This window comes from Mucilaginibacter xinganensis (genome assembly GCF_002257585.1).
Lineage (GTDB): Bacteria > Bacteroidota > Bacteroidia > Sphingobacteriales > Sphingobacteriaceae > Mucilaginibacter > Mucilaginibacter xinganensis.
On sequence record NZ_CP022743.1, the window covers coordinates 2,628,358 to 2,644,298 of the forward strand.

The 15,941-nt window shown below is 41.1% G+C and carries 12 protein-coding genes; 5 read left to right on the forward strand and 7 right to left on the reverse strand.

Annotation, left to right across the window (positions count from 1 at the left end; genetic code table 11):
- Window positions 1-67: 67 nt before the first annotated feature.
- Window positions 68-856: a PhzF family phenazine biosynthesis protein gene (locus MuYL_RS11350; RefSeq protein ID WP_245845841.1), complete on the forward strand. Its 789-nt coding sequence runs from the start codon at window positions 68-70 to the stop codon at window positions 854-856.
- A 49-nt stretch (window positions 857-905) separates the two neighbouring features.
- Here the strand turns inward: MuYL_RS11350 and MuYL_RS11355 are convergent, their stop codons facing one another.
- Window positions 906-1,544 carry an NAD(P)-dependent oxidoreductase gene (locus MuYL_RS11355; protein ID WP_094570682.1) on the reverse strand — a complete coding sequence of 213 codons (639 nt, stop codon included), beginning with the start codon at window positions 1,542-1,544 and terminating at the stop codon, window positions 906-908.
- 224 nt (window positions 1,545-1,768) lie between these two features.
- Between MuYL_RS11355 and smc the strand changes: the two genes are divergently transcribed.
- The gene (gene smc, locus MuYL_RS11360) at window positions 1,769-5,323 is read left to right on the forward strand and encodes a chromosome segregation protein SMC (RefSeq protein WP_094570683.1); all 3,555 of its coding nucleotides are present in this window, start codon (window positions 1,769-1,771) and stop codon (window positions 5,321-5,323) included.
- A gap of 95 nt (window positions 5,324-5,418) precedes the next feature.
- Here the strand turns inward: smc and MuYL_RS11365 are convergent, their stop codons facing one another.
- On the reverse strand, window positions 5,419-7,005 hold the full coding sequence (locus MuYL_RS11365) for a S41 family peptidase (protein ID WP_094570684.1): 1,587 nt from the start codon (window positions 7,003-7,005) through the stop codon (window positions 5,419-5,421).
- A gap of 66 nt (window positions 7,006-7,071) precedes the next feature.
- The gene (locus tag MuYL_RS11370; protein WP_094570685.1) at window positions 7,072-7,683 is read right to left on the reverse strand and encodes an HAD family hydrolase; all 612 of its coding nucleotides are present in this window, start codon (window positions 7,681-7,683) and stop codon (window positions 7,072-7,074) included.
- A gap of 298 nt (window positions 7,684-7,981) precedes the next feature.
- Here MuYL_RS11370 and MuYL_RS11375 point away from each other — a divergent pair, with 298 nt between their 5' ends.
- On the forward strand, window positions 7,982-8,200 hold the full coding sequence (locus MuYL_RS11375; RefSeq protein WP_094570686.1) for a VF530 family protein: 219 nt from the start codon (window positions 7,982-7,984) through the stop codon (window positions 8,198-8,200).
- A gap of 5 nt (window positions 8,201-8,205) precedes the next feature.
- Here the strand turns inward: MuYL_RS11375 and MuYL_RS11380 are convergent, their stop codons facing one another.
- The 4 genes from MuYL_RS11380 to MuYL_RS11395 all read right to left on the reverse strand — a co-directional run bounded on the left by MuYL_RS11380 (window position 8,206) and on the right by MuYL_RS11395 (window position 12,801).
- The gene (locus tag MuYL_RS11380) at window positions 8,206-9,516 is read right to left on the reverse strand and encodes a DEAD/DEAH box helicase (RefSeq protein WP_094570687.1); all 1,311 of its coding nucleotides are present in this window, start codon (window positions 9,514-9,516) and stop codon (window positions 8,206-8,208) included.
- A 91-nt stretch (window positions 9,517-9,607) separates the two neighbouring features.
- Complete coding sequence (locus tag MuYL_RS11385) at window positions 9,608-10,417, reverse strand: tRNA pseudouridine synthase A (protein WP_094570688.1); 810 nt, start codon at window positions 10,415-10,417, stop codon at window positions 9,608-9,610.
- 220 nt (window positions 10,418-10,637) lie between these two features.
- A complete protein-coding gene (locus MuYL_RS11390) occupies window positions 10,638-11,237 on the reverse strand; it encodes a hypothetical protein (protein ID WP_094570689.1) in 600 nt (199 codons plus the stop codon).
- Window positions 11,238-11,697: 460 nt separating this feature from the next.
- Window positions 11,698-12,801, reverse strand: coding sequence for a YCF48-related protein (locus MuYL_RS11395; protein ID WP_245845842.1), 1,104 nt, complete (start codon window positions 12,799-12,801; stop codon window positions 11,698-11,700).
- Window positions 12,802-12,950: 149 nt separating this feature from the next.
- Here MuYL_RS11395 and MuYL_RS11400 point away from each other — a divergent pair, with 149 nt between their 5' ends.
- Both MuYL_RS11400 and MuYL_RS11405 read left to right on the forward strand, forming a co-directional pair.
- Window positions 12,951-13,877 carry a winged helix-turn-helix domain-containing protein gene (locus MuYL_RS11400; protein ID WP_094570691.1) on the forward strand — a complete coding sequence of 309 codons (927 nt, stop codon included), beginning with the start codon at window positions 12,951-12,953 and terminating at the stop codon, window positions 13,875-13,877.
- A gap of 351 nt (window positions 13,878-14,228) precedes the next feature.
- Window positions 14,229-15,770 carry a serine hydrolase domain-containing protein gene (locus MuYL_RS11405; RefSeq protein WP_170309747.1) on the forward strand — a complete coding sequence of 514 codons (1,542 nt, stop codon included), beginning with the start codon at window positions 14,229-14,231 and terminating at the stop codon, window positions 15,768-15,770.
- The last annotated feature ends 171 nt before the right edge of the window (window positions 15,771-15,941 follow it).

Here is a 15,941-nt window from a genome sequence, read left to right on the forward strand (position 1 = left end):
GCACCTTGCATTTTGATATCAAAAAAAACCTTTTAACTTTAACCATCGCCATTTATCATTTCAAAATATGATTACAATACCTATTTACCAGGCAGATGCATTTACCGACAGGCTTTTCGGCGGCAATCCCGCGGCTGTTTGCCCGCTGGATGCGTGGCTGCCGGACGAAACAATGCAAAACATAGCAATTGAAAACAATCTGGCCGAAACTGCTTTTTTTGTAAAAACCGGCGACGGTTATAAACTAAGGTGGTTTACGCCTGAGTATGAGATTGATCTTTGCGGACATGCAACTTTAGCATCGGCACATATCCTTTTTACCCAGTTGGGCCATAGCAGCGATGAGATCCATTTTGAAACTGTAAAAGCGGGGACACTTATTGTAAAAAGAGAAGGCGATAAATATACTTTGGACTTTCCGTTGCGGCCGCCTATTCATATTGACGCCCCTGTAGGGCTTATTGAAGCTTTAGGTGAAAAACAACCTGTAGAGGTTTTGAGATCGCGGGATTACTTTTTGGTGTACGAATTTGAAAGCGATATCCGTGACCTTTCGCCAGATTTTTTTGCGTTATCAAAAATGGACACGGTGGGGGTAATTGTTACCGCTCCGGGTGATAAGGTTGATTTCGTATCCCGCTTTTTTGCTCCCGGTGCAGGTATTCCTGAAGATCCGGTTACCGGGTCGGCACATTGCAACCTGATCCCGTATTGGGCCGAAAAGTTGGGCAAAACAAAAATGCATGCCTATCAGCTTTCCGAACGCAAAGGCGAGCTTTGGTGCGAACTTAAAGGGGACAGGGTATTGATGAGCGGTAAAGCGGTAACCTATTTAAAAGGCGAGATATTTGTGTGATAGTGATTAGAGGTTGGAACTAATGGCGTTAGTGCCTGTTCACTAAGCACTAATAGCCAACCGTAAACCTTTCCCTGATATGCTTCGGTTGTTCAAGTTCATCAATTATAGCAACGGCAAAGTCCTCCATTGAAATGTGGCTTTTCCCGTTTTCGTCAAACAACATCTGGTCTTTTCCTGTACGAAAATTGCCGGTGCGTTCCCCCGGAGTAATTTCTGCTGAAGGGCTAACATAAGTCCAATCCAGCCCGGTTTCTTTTTGATAGTTTTTTAGCGCCTCGCGATGCGCGAGCGCAACAGGTTTATAGGCATCGGGAAAATCAGGTGTATCCACGCTTTGTATGCCCGGGGCCACTTCCAGGCTGCCTGCGCCGCCAATTACTACTAATCGCTTTACGTGAGCTTGCTTCATGCCGTTTAGCAGCGGTACTGTGATCTCCGTTATGGTTGAGGGTGTTGCACCCTTTGTGAAATTATATGCGCACACAACGGCATCATGGTCAAATACAGCTGCTTCCACATCCTGTGAATTGAAAAGGTCTCCTTTCGCTATCCGAAGATGTGGGGCTTGTAAAATATAATTTTCCGGCTGGCGTACTACCGCAGTAACGTTGTGCCCACGGTTCAATGCTTCGGTAACTATACGGCTGCCTATGTTTCCGGAAGCTCCAAATATTGCTATTTTCATTTTTAAGTTATATAGGGTATAAATGCTTGAAAAGTTAAAAATGTTTTGATGAATTACTTAAAAGCAAAAAGCAAGCGTAAACGGTGCTGTTTTGACAAAACCGAAGTTATCCGGATATTTTTTTTAAAACCTATCAGCTTTTACATAAGTAAAATATTGTTTAAAAAATGATTTTTTTATGATTACTTTGAAAGTTCGAAAAATTAAGGATCGGGATAACGTAAATGCAGCTTACTAAGTTAGAAATCAAGGGATTTAAAAGCTTTGGTGATAAAATAACTATAAACTTTAATGAAGGTGTAACTGCTATTGTGGGCCCTAACGGATGCGGAAAATCAAACGTTGTCGATTCTATCCGCTGGGTACTTGGGGAACAAAGCACCAAGATGCTCCGTTCCGAAAAAATGGATAACGTTATATTTAATGGGACCAAAAGCCGTAAAGCCGCCAATCTTGCCGAAGTATCATTAACATTCGATAATACAAAAAACATCCTTCCTACTGATTTTTCGCAGGTTACCTTAACGCGGCGGCTTTACCGCACCGGCGAAAGTGAATACCGCCTTAACGATGTGCAATGTCGCTTAAAGGATATTACTGACCTGTTCCTGGATACGGGCATCGGTGCGGATTCTTATTCCATTATAGAGTTAAAGATGATTGATGAGATCATCACTAACAAAGAGGGTTCGCGCCGCAATTTATTTGAGGAAGCATCGGGTATTTCCAAATACAAACTCCGCAAAAAGCAAACGTTTAACAAACTGAAAGATACCGAAGCTGACCTGGAAAGGGTAGAGGACCTGCTTTTTGAAATAGAAAAGAACCTTAAAACGTTAGAAAACCAGGCCAGGAAGACAGAGCGGTATTACCAGATCAAAGAGCAATACAAGGCACTAAGCATAACATTGGCATCGTTCAGGATCGCATCGTTCAGTGAATCGTTAAGCAGGATAGAGGAACAGGAGCAAAAGCACAAGGAAGGTAAATCGGGCATTGTAACCCAGATTGATACGCTGGAGGCATTTTTACAACAGCAAAAGCTGGATAGCCTGACAAAGGAAAAAAATCTGTCGTTACAACAAAAAGCCACAAACGAGTTTGTTTCAAAAATCCGTGCTTATGAAAGCGAAAAGAAAATAAAGAACGAGCAACTGAAATTTCAGCAGGACAAAGAGAAAAGGTTAACCGAAGAGCTTGATAAAGATAAAACGCAGTTTAACCATGTGCTTTACAATATAAAGCGCCTGCTGGAGGAAAAACTGCAGGAAGATGAAAACCTGCAAAAAGTGCTGCTGCAGGTAACAGATTTAAAAGAAGCCGTTGATGAATTGCGGGCTGAACAGTCGGAAGCTAAAAATGAGATAGCAGAACTTAGCAGCATTAATACCCGCTTACAGAACCAGGCTTACAAAACCGAAAAGGATCTTGATATTTTAAAGATCCAGGAGCAGGCGCTGGAACAGGAGGGGCAGCGGAATATGGAAGATGCCACCAACAAAGAGGCTGAACTTTCACATTTTAATACGGTAGTTGATGGCCTGCAGCAACGGGTTGAGGCAGCCGAAAAGGATTATAATGAAGTTGTTGACTTTGAAACCGGACTTCAGGAGCAGATAAAATCGACCGAAACCGAACTCAATACCATACAGGAAACGATCATTCGCGAAAGCAGGAAGCTTGATGCCAAACAGAATGAGTACAACCTTACCAAAAGCATGGTAGACAACCTGGAGGGATTTCCTGAATCCATCCGGTTTTTGAAAAAAAACACGGAGTGGTCAAAAAATGCACCACTATTTAGCGACATATTGTTTTGCCGCGAGGAATATAGGATAGCTATTGAGAACTACCTTGAGCCGCTGATGAACCATTATGTGGTTGATACTTATAACGAGGCCATTAAGGCTATCAATTTATTAAGCAGGGCTGCGCAGGGCAGGGCCCAGTTTTTTGTTTTAAAAAGCTATGAAACTGCCGAAATAAATAAGGCAGCAACATTAAGCGCTGATTTTGATGGTGCGGCTGTCCCGGCGCTGAATGTAATTGAAGTTGAAAAGCAATACCAGGCGCTTTGTGATCACTTGCTGAATAATGTTTACCTGGTGAATGACGAAAACGACAACGCCTTAAATAATGCCGACCTGCCGCCGGGCGTGGTGTTAATTGGCAAAAGCGGGAAGTTCAATAAATCAAGACATGCAATGGCTGGGGGCTCGGTTGGTTTGTTTGAAGGTAAGCGGATTGGCCGCGCGAAAAACCTGGAGGCGTTGCTGAAAGTGATTAAGCTTGTTGACGTTGAAGTAAATGAACTTAAAGCGCGTTTTGACGGCCTGCATAATAAGCTGGGGGCGCTGAAGGCGTCAGGAAGGGCTGCTGATATCAAACAAAAGCAGCAGGATGTTAACCGTTTAAATACCGAACTGGTAACCGTAAAAACAAGGCAGGAGCAATATCAGACCTTTATTGAAAACAGCCTTAACCGCAAGGAAGACATTGCACGGAAAATAAGCAGTATTAAAGAAGAGATGCTTGTGTTACTGCCACAGCTCGAAGAACTGAAAGGGCAGAAGCAAACCCAGGCAGAACTGCTGGCGGAAAAGCAACTTGCTTTTAATGAGTTGAATGAGTATGTGTCTGTAAAGTCTAATGCCTATAACCAGGAGAATATTCGCTTTCACCAGCAGCAGAATAAGGTTTCAGGGTTGATAAAGGACCTTGATTACAGGGAATCGCAAAAGGAAAGCCTGGAAGGCCGGATAAAAGTAAATAACGAAGAGCTTGAAAACGTAAAGCTGGCCATCCATGAAAATTTGCAGCAGTCGGACAATTCAGATGATGACCTGATGGAAATGTATGAGCAAAAAGACTTGCTTGAGAAAGCCACACAACAGGCCGAGCAGGAACATTATGCATGGCGCGGGAAGATTGCTGAAACGGAAGAAGAAATAACTGCGTTAAGGCGTAAGAAAGATAATGCGGAACTGATAGAAAATGAACTTCGCGACGAGAAAAATAATTTAAAACTGGAGTTGAATGCCCTGAAAGAGCGGTTATCAGTTGAATTTAATGTTGACATCCACGAACTACCGGAAACTGAAGCTGAAGATGTTGAAGATGAGCATGATATCAGGGAAAAAGCCGAAAAGTTAAAAAAACGGATAGATGAATTTGGTGCCATAAACCCTTTGGCTGTGGAAGCATATAACGAAATGAACGAACGTTATACCTTTATCCAGGCGCAGAAAAAAGACTTGAGCGACGCCAAGGCTTCATTATTGGCCACCATACAGGAAATTGACGATACTGCTAAAGAGAAATTCATGACTTCGTTTACGCTGGTGCGTGAGAATTTTATAAGGGTTTTCCGTTCGCTGTTTAACGAGGAGGATTCATGCGACCTGATCCTTACCGATCCGCAGCACCCACTTGAATCAGACATTGACATTATTGCAAAGCCGAAAGGTAAACGACCGCTCTCTATTAATCAGTTGTCGGGCGGCGAAAAAACCCTAACGGCAACTGCCATACTGTTTTCTCTCTATCTTTTAAAACCAGCGCCTTTCTGTATTTTTGATGAGGTTGACGCCCCGCTTGATGATACCAATATTGATAAATTCAATAATATCATCCGCGAATTCTCTAAAGAATCGCAGTTCATAGTTATCTCTCATAATAAAAGAACGATAGCCAGTACCGATATTATTTATGGTGTAACAATGGTTGAGCAAGGCGTATCAAGAGTGGTTGCTGTTGATCTCCGGCAATTAGCAGATTAGTGACTGGGTAAAGCGTAATTGAGTGAATAAAAAAAGGGCGAAAGATCTCGGCGTAATTGCCTTTATCTTTCGCCCTTAAACTTTATGCTTTATTTCTATTTTTTCAGTTTTACTTTCTTACTATTGAATATCATTCCGGTAAATTTATTTTTATTTAGCTGCATGGTTTTATCACGCGACTGTTCCAAAGAGAACGCCCGTGGGTTTGAAGAAATGCTTTGTGTTACCTTGGTTGGAAGGCTGTAGGTGCCTGTTTTTACTTTGGCGATGATATGGGCAAATAAGTTTTCGGTAGGGTCGCCAAAATCTTTGTCTATACCATCGTAATCAGCAATTCCTGGGTAATTAGCCGTATTTGGTGTCATGCCGTTATAGTAATCCCCTTGTCCTGCAGAGTTTTTAGTAGAAAACTCAGGGGTAAACATGGTGTATTTGTTAATTTGGATATCAAAAAAGCCAACAGGCTTGCCATAACTGGTTTCACCAACAAACTGCACGTCCATAACCGGGCGTAAGTTATTTATGGTAAGCTCACTGGCTGAAGCAGTGCCGCCACCAATTATAAAGAATACCCTTGGGATATTCAGGCTTCCTTTCTTAACAAAATTAGGCGTGTTATACTGGGAATTCAAAGAGTAATCAATTTGCGATAAATTATAGACATTACCATTGTCATCTTTTCTTACCTGGTTTACAAGTAAAGTTTCCTTATTAGCGCTCAGGATGCTGTTGAAATATGTTTTATACATATTGGTGCCGTTTTTTGAAGGCGGAACAATCAGGTTATCCAAATATTCGGCTGTAGAAACGTAACCGCCGCCATTGTAACGTAAATCAACAACAAGGTCAGTTATGCCCTGCGTAGTAAATTTGGAAAATACTGCGTCAAGTTTTGGATCGGCATTAGCGTCAGACGTAAAGCTGTTGAAAACAAAATAGCCTATTTTGTGCCCTGCGCCAGCGTCAATAACGGTATCTTTTAAAACAGGGTTTACGGCATAGCTGCCGGTGCTGAAATTTACGGAAAGGGTAGTGCCATCGGGACGTTTAACCGTCATTTTTATGCTGGAACTTTGAAATATAGCATTGTAAACAAAATTTATATTTTTTCCTGATCCGTCGCCATAAGTTTTTCCACCTGATACACCGTCGTACGATAAACTGGTATTATCGTTAATACTTACTATCTGGTAGCCGCGTTTGAGGCCGGCAAGGCCTGCGGGAGATCCGGGATAAACATAAGTTATACGAATATCATCAACAAGCCAGTAATTGTAGTCAATTCCAAAGTCGCCTTTGATGCCGTTTAACGCGCCGGTTTCTGTACCGTCATCAATAAATGAATACTTCGCCCGACCCGGATCGTAGATATAATATTCGTACGGTTTGCCGCCATCCGGGTTTATCGCGTATTGCGATAATGCATCCATCTCATTATCCAAAGCTGTTTTGTCGGATGCATTGGTGAATGAGCGGGGTTTAAATGTTGCATAGGTGGGGAGCTGATCATTCCACAAGTACGCCTCTTTTGCATATAGATAAAGAGAATCCTGCGCCAGCTGCAATGCAGTACCTTGTTTGGAGGGCTGGTTTGAATCTGTTGTGGTGGTCTTTTTGTCTTTTTTACAAGATGACAGACCGGCCGCTGCTACTAGGATAAATAAGTAAAATATTTTTTTCATATAAACGATAAGTTTTGTTTTTCTAAACAGATTATTAAACGGTAATAAGTTAACTATGTTATAGTATTAAAGTATAAATTCACTGGAATTTAAATAATCAATTCCACTTGCTTCGGCACAAAGGCGGTCAATTTCAGCGTTTTCAATCATCAGCAGATCGCGCCTCTGCAAGTTATGATCTTTTATTAAAATATCAATAATATCAGGCTCCGGTTTCGGCGTGCTTTCCTCGGTAAAATACACCGTTAAATATTCCTCAAGACCGTGCCATTCCGTTTGTTTAATTTTATTCAGCTGCTGCTCCGGGTTACCGTTGGTTACTATAAAAATCTTTTTCCGGTCAACAACAATATCCTGTAACAAATTCAGCATGTTTTGGTATAGCAGTAATTTCAAGGGTAGTTTAGCAGTCAACATCAGGTGCCTTAAGTTAGCACGGTAGGTTTCATTGATGCCAAACTTTTCTTTTACCCGGTCAAACACATATTCCTTACCCTCATTTATATACGTGTTTACCATCAGGTCGGTTGTCTCTTTGGCATTAATAAGGTCCGTATATTCTAAAAGACTTGCAAAAAGGTAATAAACCTGGTATAAATAATCCTTTTCGGGATAGAGGACGTTGTCCAGTTCAAATATAAATGCCTTTTTACGGCTGTCAATAGCTATATAGTTCATTGTGAGCAGTTCATATATTGCGTTAACTGCGGTCAATTATATCTAACCACAATTAACGATTGATTTGTGTTGGTAAAGATAATAACAAGATGGTTACGAACCATCAGCTATCATGTAATCCGCGGGAACGACTATCCCGGTAAAAAATCAGAGATACAATCTATTAGTGAAAAGCCTGCGGAGATCTTTATGGACAGAGATTCTTGGCAGGTGGCTGGCTGGATACCTGGAAAAAAATGATGGTATTTAAAGCTGGGAATGCGCCGCGAGTGTGCATTTTAACTATTTTTGAAATATAATGCAGCAACAGCCCAATAACAAGCTTCACGGTAAAACATTGGAAATGGTTTTGAACGCCCTGGTGGCTCACTATGGCTGGCCGGAGCTTGGTTACCAGATCCGCATCAATTGTTTCCTGGACAATCCAAGTATTAAATCCAGTTTAACTTTTCTTCGAAAAACGCCTTGGGCGCGCAAAAAGGTTGAAGATCTATATATAAACAGCCGTATTGATTAAGGGAATTATCCGTGCTTTTTCTTCATATTCATTTTAGCTTTAACACCTGAACTGTAATTATAAGTTTTGGAATTTTCGGGCTTTTTTTGATGGAAGGCTTCGCCTGCTACCGGTATTTCGGGTTTGTTTTTTACCGGTTTCTTTTCTTCTGTGGCGGCTTCTTTTTTGTCCTGCTCAATAACAAGCGCTTCCGGAAGGTCACCAACCGGTATTTTTTGGCCTATAGCCTGTTCTATTCTTCTTACTGTACTTAGTTCCAGGTCTGTTGTAAAGGTTATGGCCAGGGTTTCATCCGCTGTTTCTGACGTTTTTTTGGTAACGCGGCTGATAAAGGTTTCTTTATCTTCAGGCAGTTCAAAATGAATCAGGAACGGGATGTAATGCAGATCAATCGGCTCCCTATTTTCGTTGCTTACAATCAGTACCCTGGTATTAGCAGATTTTTTAAAATCGTTTATATCAGTAAATCCATTAAATTCAACCGACCAGGAATTGAGGATAGCTATTGAATTGTTCTGGCGATTTTGCAATGTTTTGTAGATTTTTTCGGCAGTATGACGGGTATTTACAAACACAACGGTTTTGGTAAACAACTCACTGTCCTGCATAAATAAATTGAGCAGGTTTAATTTGGTGACAAAGTTTGGCACATGATATAACAGTTGCGGGTGTGTTTCAAGTACGCTTTCTGCAACCTCTTCTACCTCAACAGTAGTTGCCGATTGCATAAACGGACTAATCATTTTGTTTAGCCTGTCATGGATCACTTCAGTAAATACCAGGTGCTGGCATTTGGTAATACTGTTAGCCAACTCAACTACAGGAAGCTGTAAACCTTGTTTAACTATCAGGTCGGCGTCATCAACAACCAACAATTCAACCTTGTTCAGGTTAAGCCCAAGTTTTAAGTAAATAGCCCTTGCCCGGTCAGGCGTGGCAACTACAATATCGGCACCGTCTGCCAATGCATCCATTTGAGCTTCAGTACCGGTTGCGGCATATAAACCAACAATAGACATTTGCTTGTTTTTGCCAAAATGTTCCAACCCGCTGATCACCGCCAGTACATCGTCTTTAGTAGGCACCAGGATAAGGACAAGAGGCACACCTTCGGCATTATATTTTATCCGGTTTAAAACGGCCAAAATATAAGTAGTGGTTTTACCGCATCCTTCCGGCCCGGCAACTAAAACATCCTGGCCGCCGTAAATGCGGGCCAACGTTTTTTGCTGCACCTCTTTAGGGCTTGTATAGCCTGCTTCGGTTACTGCCTTTATTAATTGTTTACTGAGCTTTAATTTTTCTGACCACGCCATCCTGTAATATTAAAAATCCTAACGGAGCGCGAAATTACCCTTTTTATAGCTTATTTTCAGCTATTTAATGTAATGATGTGGTTTATAGCTGTTAAACAGGCTGCCAGTTGGCATTAATATCGTTTTGCAGCATAGTTGTGAACGATGTTGCAGGTGGAAGATCAAGGTATGGGTAAGTTACTTTAGACAGGTAAAGACCTTGGGGATAAGCAGGGATAATGATCTTTGGCGTTTCTTTATTGATAAGATAGTGTTCAAACTCATCAACACTCATTCGGCCTTCGCCAATATCCAGCAACCGGCCTATGATGATCCGGACCATTTTACTTAAAAAGCGGTTGGCTGAGATATTAAACCTGATTTTAGTGCCGGAGCTGTTAACAAATAGCCCCGCTGCTGATACATTACAGATGGTGTTTTCATTCCTGTCGGGCATTTTGCAGAAGCACCGGTAATCATTATATAAGGGGAGGAGGTCAACAGCTTTGTTCATTTTGTCAAGATCAAGTTTGGGATCAAGATAAAGCGAGCTGAACGTGTTTAAGAAAGGGTCTTTATAAGTATGGATGAAATAGTTGTAACTTCTTTGCACGGCATCAAAACGTGCATGACAGAGGCCCTGCATCGCTATAATGTCAAAAACGGCAACATCATCCGGCAGGATCTTATTAAGCCTGAAAAAGAATTCGTCGTCCAGTTCCCTATCGATATCGGCATGGAAAAAGAACTGGCTGGCATGTACATGTGCGTCTGTTCGCCCGCAGCCGTTGATGTTTACATTAACTTTTAACAATTTACCAAGAGCAGTTTCCAAAACTTCCTGCACGTTAGACACCCCCGGATGTCTTTGCCAGCCGCTGTAATTAGTGCCATGATAGGCTATATGAAAGAAGTAGCGCAAAGCCGAATCAAATAAAGTCGAAAATAAGCATAATTTTTTTCGGCTGTGACAATTATAAAATAGAATCTGCCGCTGATGCTGATAATGATCATTTCATCGGTAACCGGACCACTCAAAACTAAAAAAATCAACCTGCATTTTTCAATGTGGTTGATTCTTTTTAATCTGTTTAATAATATGGGAAGTGATGCTCTTTCTTAAGCAAATCATTGGTTAGCGGTTATTTTTGGTTGTCCGCTTTCTTTTTAACAGCCGAGGCTTTAGCTGAAACCTTTCCGGCTATTTCTTTTTTTGCTGCTACGGCTTTAGTTTTGGCCGTATCTGCCACAGACTTAGCTTTTTCTTTCGCCTGTTTTTTAGTGCTATCAACAACAGACGAAGCTTTTTTTAACGATTTTTCTGCCTGATCTTTGACAACGACCGCTTCTTTTTTTGCTTTCGCGATAGTGGCAGCTGCTTTTGACTCAGCCTTATCTTTCACCTTTTCAACAGATGCTTTTGCGCTGGTTTCAGTAGCCGCTAATTTAGCTGAAGCTTTTTGTTTAATGCCGGCAGCTTTGGCAGTAAGTTTCTCTTTTTCCACTTTAGCTTTATTTTCCAGTTTTTCGGCTTTAAGTGAAGCGTCTTTTTTTACGTTGGCAGCTTTAGCAGAAACGGCAGTTTTTGATTTCGCCGCTTTTTCCTTAAGGTGGTCAATTGTTTCTCCAGCTTCTTCCTTTAATTCTTCGGCTTTATCTTTGGTTCCATCCCAAATTTCGCTGATGGTTTCTATGACTTTGTCAAAAAAACCTTTCTCTTCTTTATCAGGCGTATTGCTCATGTTATATTCCTTTAAATTAAATTATTTAATAAATAACATAACCAGTTTTAAATTAACATGTTTTAAAGGTTTGATAATATTTTTTAATTTTTATAAGTGAGAAATATTTTGCCCCGGGCCCGCCCTCATAATTTTTCAGATCTAACCGGATTTAAAATCCTATAACACGCGGTGCAGCGTTCCGTTTTTTCACAGGAACAGGGTGGAACACTATGAAATACGCTGATTGTCAGTTTGTTTCATTTTAAAACAGATGCAACTATCTGATAATCAAGCATTATGAAATTTTTCGCTTTTGTGTTTTTTTTTGTAATTACCTTATAATCAATATGTTTCACTTTTTAGGGTAGTGGAAAATTATTTTTTAGGTATTTGTCCGCTACAGAAATGACATTGATTAATAATAATTACCAAATGATTTTAATTCAGCGATATTTTGTATCGCTGAGTTTGGATTTTTTTAACATCCCTTACCTGGCATTACATAAATTACGTTGCCTGAAACAGATAAATTGAAGCCATAATTTTCTATAGCAGGAAGTGACAGTTTTTTCCATGTTTTGCCCATATCAGCTGACCGGAATATCCCATCTGAGCCGCCGCATATTAAATATTTACCCATTTGTTTAATTGATGAAATATCCGAGGAAGATTGAGGTATGCCTATTTTTTTCATTAATAAGCTATTCCAGGAAGGTTGAAGTTCTTCGCCTATGGCATTCCAGGTTTTTCCACTATCCAGTGAAATGTGTATGCTGTTTGTTTGCGTTATTGTGTTATAGACTATAGCGGCAAATCCTCCGTCTATACTTTCCACGGCAATGCCAAGCCCCCCTTCACTAATCACCCGATCCCAGTGTTGACCATCATCGGTCGATCTTAATATGCCATTTTTGCTGGTAGTCAGCAGTACACCGTTTGACTCTGCAAATTTCATCCTACCGTCCCCAACATGCACTTGTTTCCAGGTTTTTCCACCGTCAGTGGATCTAAAAAGGCTGTTGTTAGAGCCAATTAAAACTGTGCCTCCGGCAGTTTCAAAAACAGTGCGTACTTCTCTCTCTTTATAATTCTCGTACATCCAATCTATCGTTTTATCTAAGCGTACGGCTTGTTCCTGAAAATTCGTGTACATCGGCGACCACTTATTCGTTCCGTTTATTTTTTGTAAAAACTGGCCCCTTAAATCATATGCAAGGATCCCATTTTTGCCAGCGGCAAGGTTACGTTGTTCACCAGGGAAAATTTCTTTCGTCCAAAAAGGAGTTGTAGAATTTGGTTCATTGTGATAAACCCCATTTCCGGCACGTAAATATAGCCCGCGGTCATTTGCAAATAAACCATCTCTCCACACACCTTCCCGCTGCAATTTTTCAGGTAGTCCTTCGCTAATGTCCTGCCATGTTTGTCCGCCATCAGCAGATTTAAAAATGATGTTGCCAATCGCCGGTGATTTGGCGTCTTTTATTGGTTTCTTTTTTGCGTCCTTTTCTTTTACCACAAAAGAATTTAGCAGGAATAATACCAGGAAGATAGCCGGAACAAATACAAATAATCTTTTCATTTTTTTAAATTTTAAGTAAAACCTATGTTTCATAATCTACTTTATGATCCTGTCAGCATTGGTTCAGCAAAATTACTTTGATATATTTCAGCCTGGAGCGCTTTAATTGTAAATAAAAATGTAAACTTTGTAAATAAAATCTTGACACTATGCGTGATAGCCGAAATCTCCTTTACGGGAAAGGCAGGTACCTTTTTGGATCGATACTGCTTTTAATGGCGTCTGCAATTTGTGTAGCTTTCAGTATGTCCGGCAGTGACGACTTTGATATCGCGAGGAGGGAAGTTTTGCTCCGCAGGATCGGGCACGAACTGCTCTTGCAGTCAGGCGACAGTACGTCGAGGGTGCTGCCGGTAAATAAGATCGCAGCAAATGAATACCAGATCACGTTTGAAAATGAGCTTACTTTTCGGCCGGACTCCCTGGTGAACACTACCCGGCGCTTGCTGGCCAAAGACCCGCTCGCGGGCGATTATGTGGTCAATGTGCTGAACTGCGGCAGCTCCAGCGTAGCTTATGGATACGCTGTATCCAACAATAAAAAGGACGATATTGTAGCCTGTATAGGCAGAAAGCAACCCCGGGGATGTTACATGATCGAAATCAAATTTAAACCTACGGGCATAACTACCGCAAAGAACGGATACCTTTTGGGCGGCCTTTCATTTTTAGCATTGGTTGGTTTTATTTCCTTCAGGTCATTTAGGCCACGCACCGCGCTGCCCGGCGACCAGCCCGCCGGCATGCTTACCCTGGGCTCCGTGTTGTTCGATGTACAGGATCGCAAACTCCTTATAAATGGAAAGCCAACAGACCTTACCCGGACGGAAACCCGTGTGCTGCTTATTTTCGCCCTATCGCCTAACGAGGTTATAGAAAGAAGCCGGCTGCAAAAAGAGATATGGGAAGATGAAGGTGTCATTGTGGGGCGCAGCCTGGATATGTTCATCTCCAAACTCAGAAAAAAGCTGGAACTTGATCCCGGGATCAACATCATTGTTGTACGCGGCAAAGGGTATAAGCTTGAAATTGGCGCTACGAAGGATTTCTCTCCGTCCGGCGATTATCTTGCGTAGGCTAAAAGTGCAGAGACGTACTTTTGCCCGACTGGTCTAAGTTTAGCGCAACTTATACCTAAAAAACGCCAAGCATTCTGCTTGCGAGACCAACGCGTTTATCTACGCCACATACCAAAAAATCAATATACCGGCCCGAAAGGCTTAGTGCGATTTATTTTATTAAGCTTAAAGCCTTGGTTATTATAGATCTAAGTTACGCTGCTAAACTTAGACGAGGGAGTAGCACGGGGACTTTAATTTGGCTTCGGTCAAGTTTATGACAACTATATATCAAAAAGCGATTTTTTTATTGTCCGTTTTTTACTTATTCTTTTCATTTAAATGGTAGAACTTTGTCAAAATTATATTATGAAAAGGATACTTCCATTATTTCTTTATTTCATTGTCAGCAATGTGACTGCTCAGTCTCTTAAGGTGTCATTGCCTGCTTCTTCTACAAGATCGGCAATTGCCCGTATGAATCGAGTTGAAAAGATAAGGCTCGAAATGCCGCTTTCTGATGGAAGGAACTACATGGATTTGAACCTTTCGCAATTAATGGCATCTCTTCATGTCCCAGGACTTAGCATTGCTGTTATTAGTAATTATAAAATTGTTTTTACTAAGGGTTATGGTGTTGTGGCTCAAGGCTCATCTCAACGAGTTAGACCTGCAACGTTATTTCAAGCTGCTTCTGTAAGCAAACCCGTTACTGCTATGGCTTCCATGTTGCTTGTGAACAAACAGGTTTTAACGCTTGACGAAGATGTTAACCATTTTCTTACCACATGGAAAGTTCCCTCGAATAGTTTTACTGAACAACATCCTGTTACGCTAAGAGAACTGATTTCTCACCGTGCTGGAGTAAACGTGCATGGTTTCGCAGGGTATAACAGAAAGCTGCCAATACCAACGCTAAAACAAATTTTGGACGGGGAACAACCGGCCAATAATCCCGCGATAAGAGTTATAGCAGTACCGGGAGAAATGGAAAGTTATTCAGGGGGCGGGATTGTAATCGAGCAATTACTATTGACTGATGTCACAAAGAAACCATTTTCGACCGTTATGAGTGACCTTGTACTTGATAAACTTGGAATGACAAATAGCACTTTCATTCAACCATTACCGGATAAATGGCATTCAAAGGCTGCTTCAGGAACCAACTCAAATGGAAATCAGGTTCCAGGTCAATGGTTTATTTACCCCGAACAAGGACCGGCAGGCCTTTGGACTACAGCAACAGATTTAGCGAAGTTCGCAATTGGTTTAGGTCGCGCTCAAAATAACATGCCAAATGCCATCCTGCCAAAACAACTGGCAAAAGCTATGGTAACGCCCTTTATTGATGGAGGAGCACAATGTTTTCATCTTGATCCAATAAATGAGGGTTTGTATAGTCATAATGGGCAAAATGAGGGTTTTGAAAGCCTCCTTGTCATGAACTGGAAAACGGGCAACGGACTTGTCCTGCTCGCCAACTCAGATAACGGAGAGCATCTTTGGGATATTCTGCTGCAAAATGTTAGCAAAGAATTTGGTTGGAATTATAAATTTGAACAAAAACCAAAAACATTTCTTCTTATTGCACAAGTTGCTGGTGTCGATGTAATGTTGAAATACTTTGACGCTCAAAAGGCAAAGGGAATATCAGAAAGCGGCGCTGGCGAAGGCGATTTGAATGAAACTGGATATTTTTATCTTGGTGTTGGCCAAATAGTTAAAGCTTTATCTATTTTTAAACACATGGTGTTTTTATATCCTAAATCTGCCGATGCGTACGATAGCCTTGGTGAAGCATTAATGAAAGCCGGAGATAAAGCGGGTGCCAGGAAAAATTATTCAAAATCACTTTCCTTAAATCCGCAAAATGACAATGCACGGAACAAATTAATCGAATTGCAGCAATAGTGTACAGGAACGCCGACAAATGCTATGGAATGTTCAGATTATCTCATCGTCATCGATTTTGTTAGCCGAATGAGGTTAGATATTCGCTCACGTTTTATTGTTAGAACTAAAGTTAATTAGATATAAGTAATAAAAGTTTTGCAGAAAACCCTCCGACTGGTCTAAATTTAG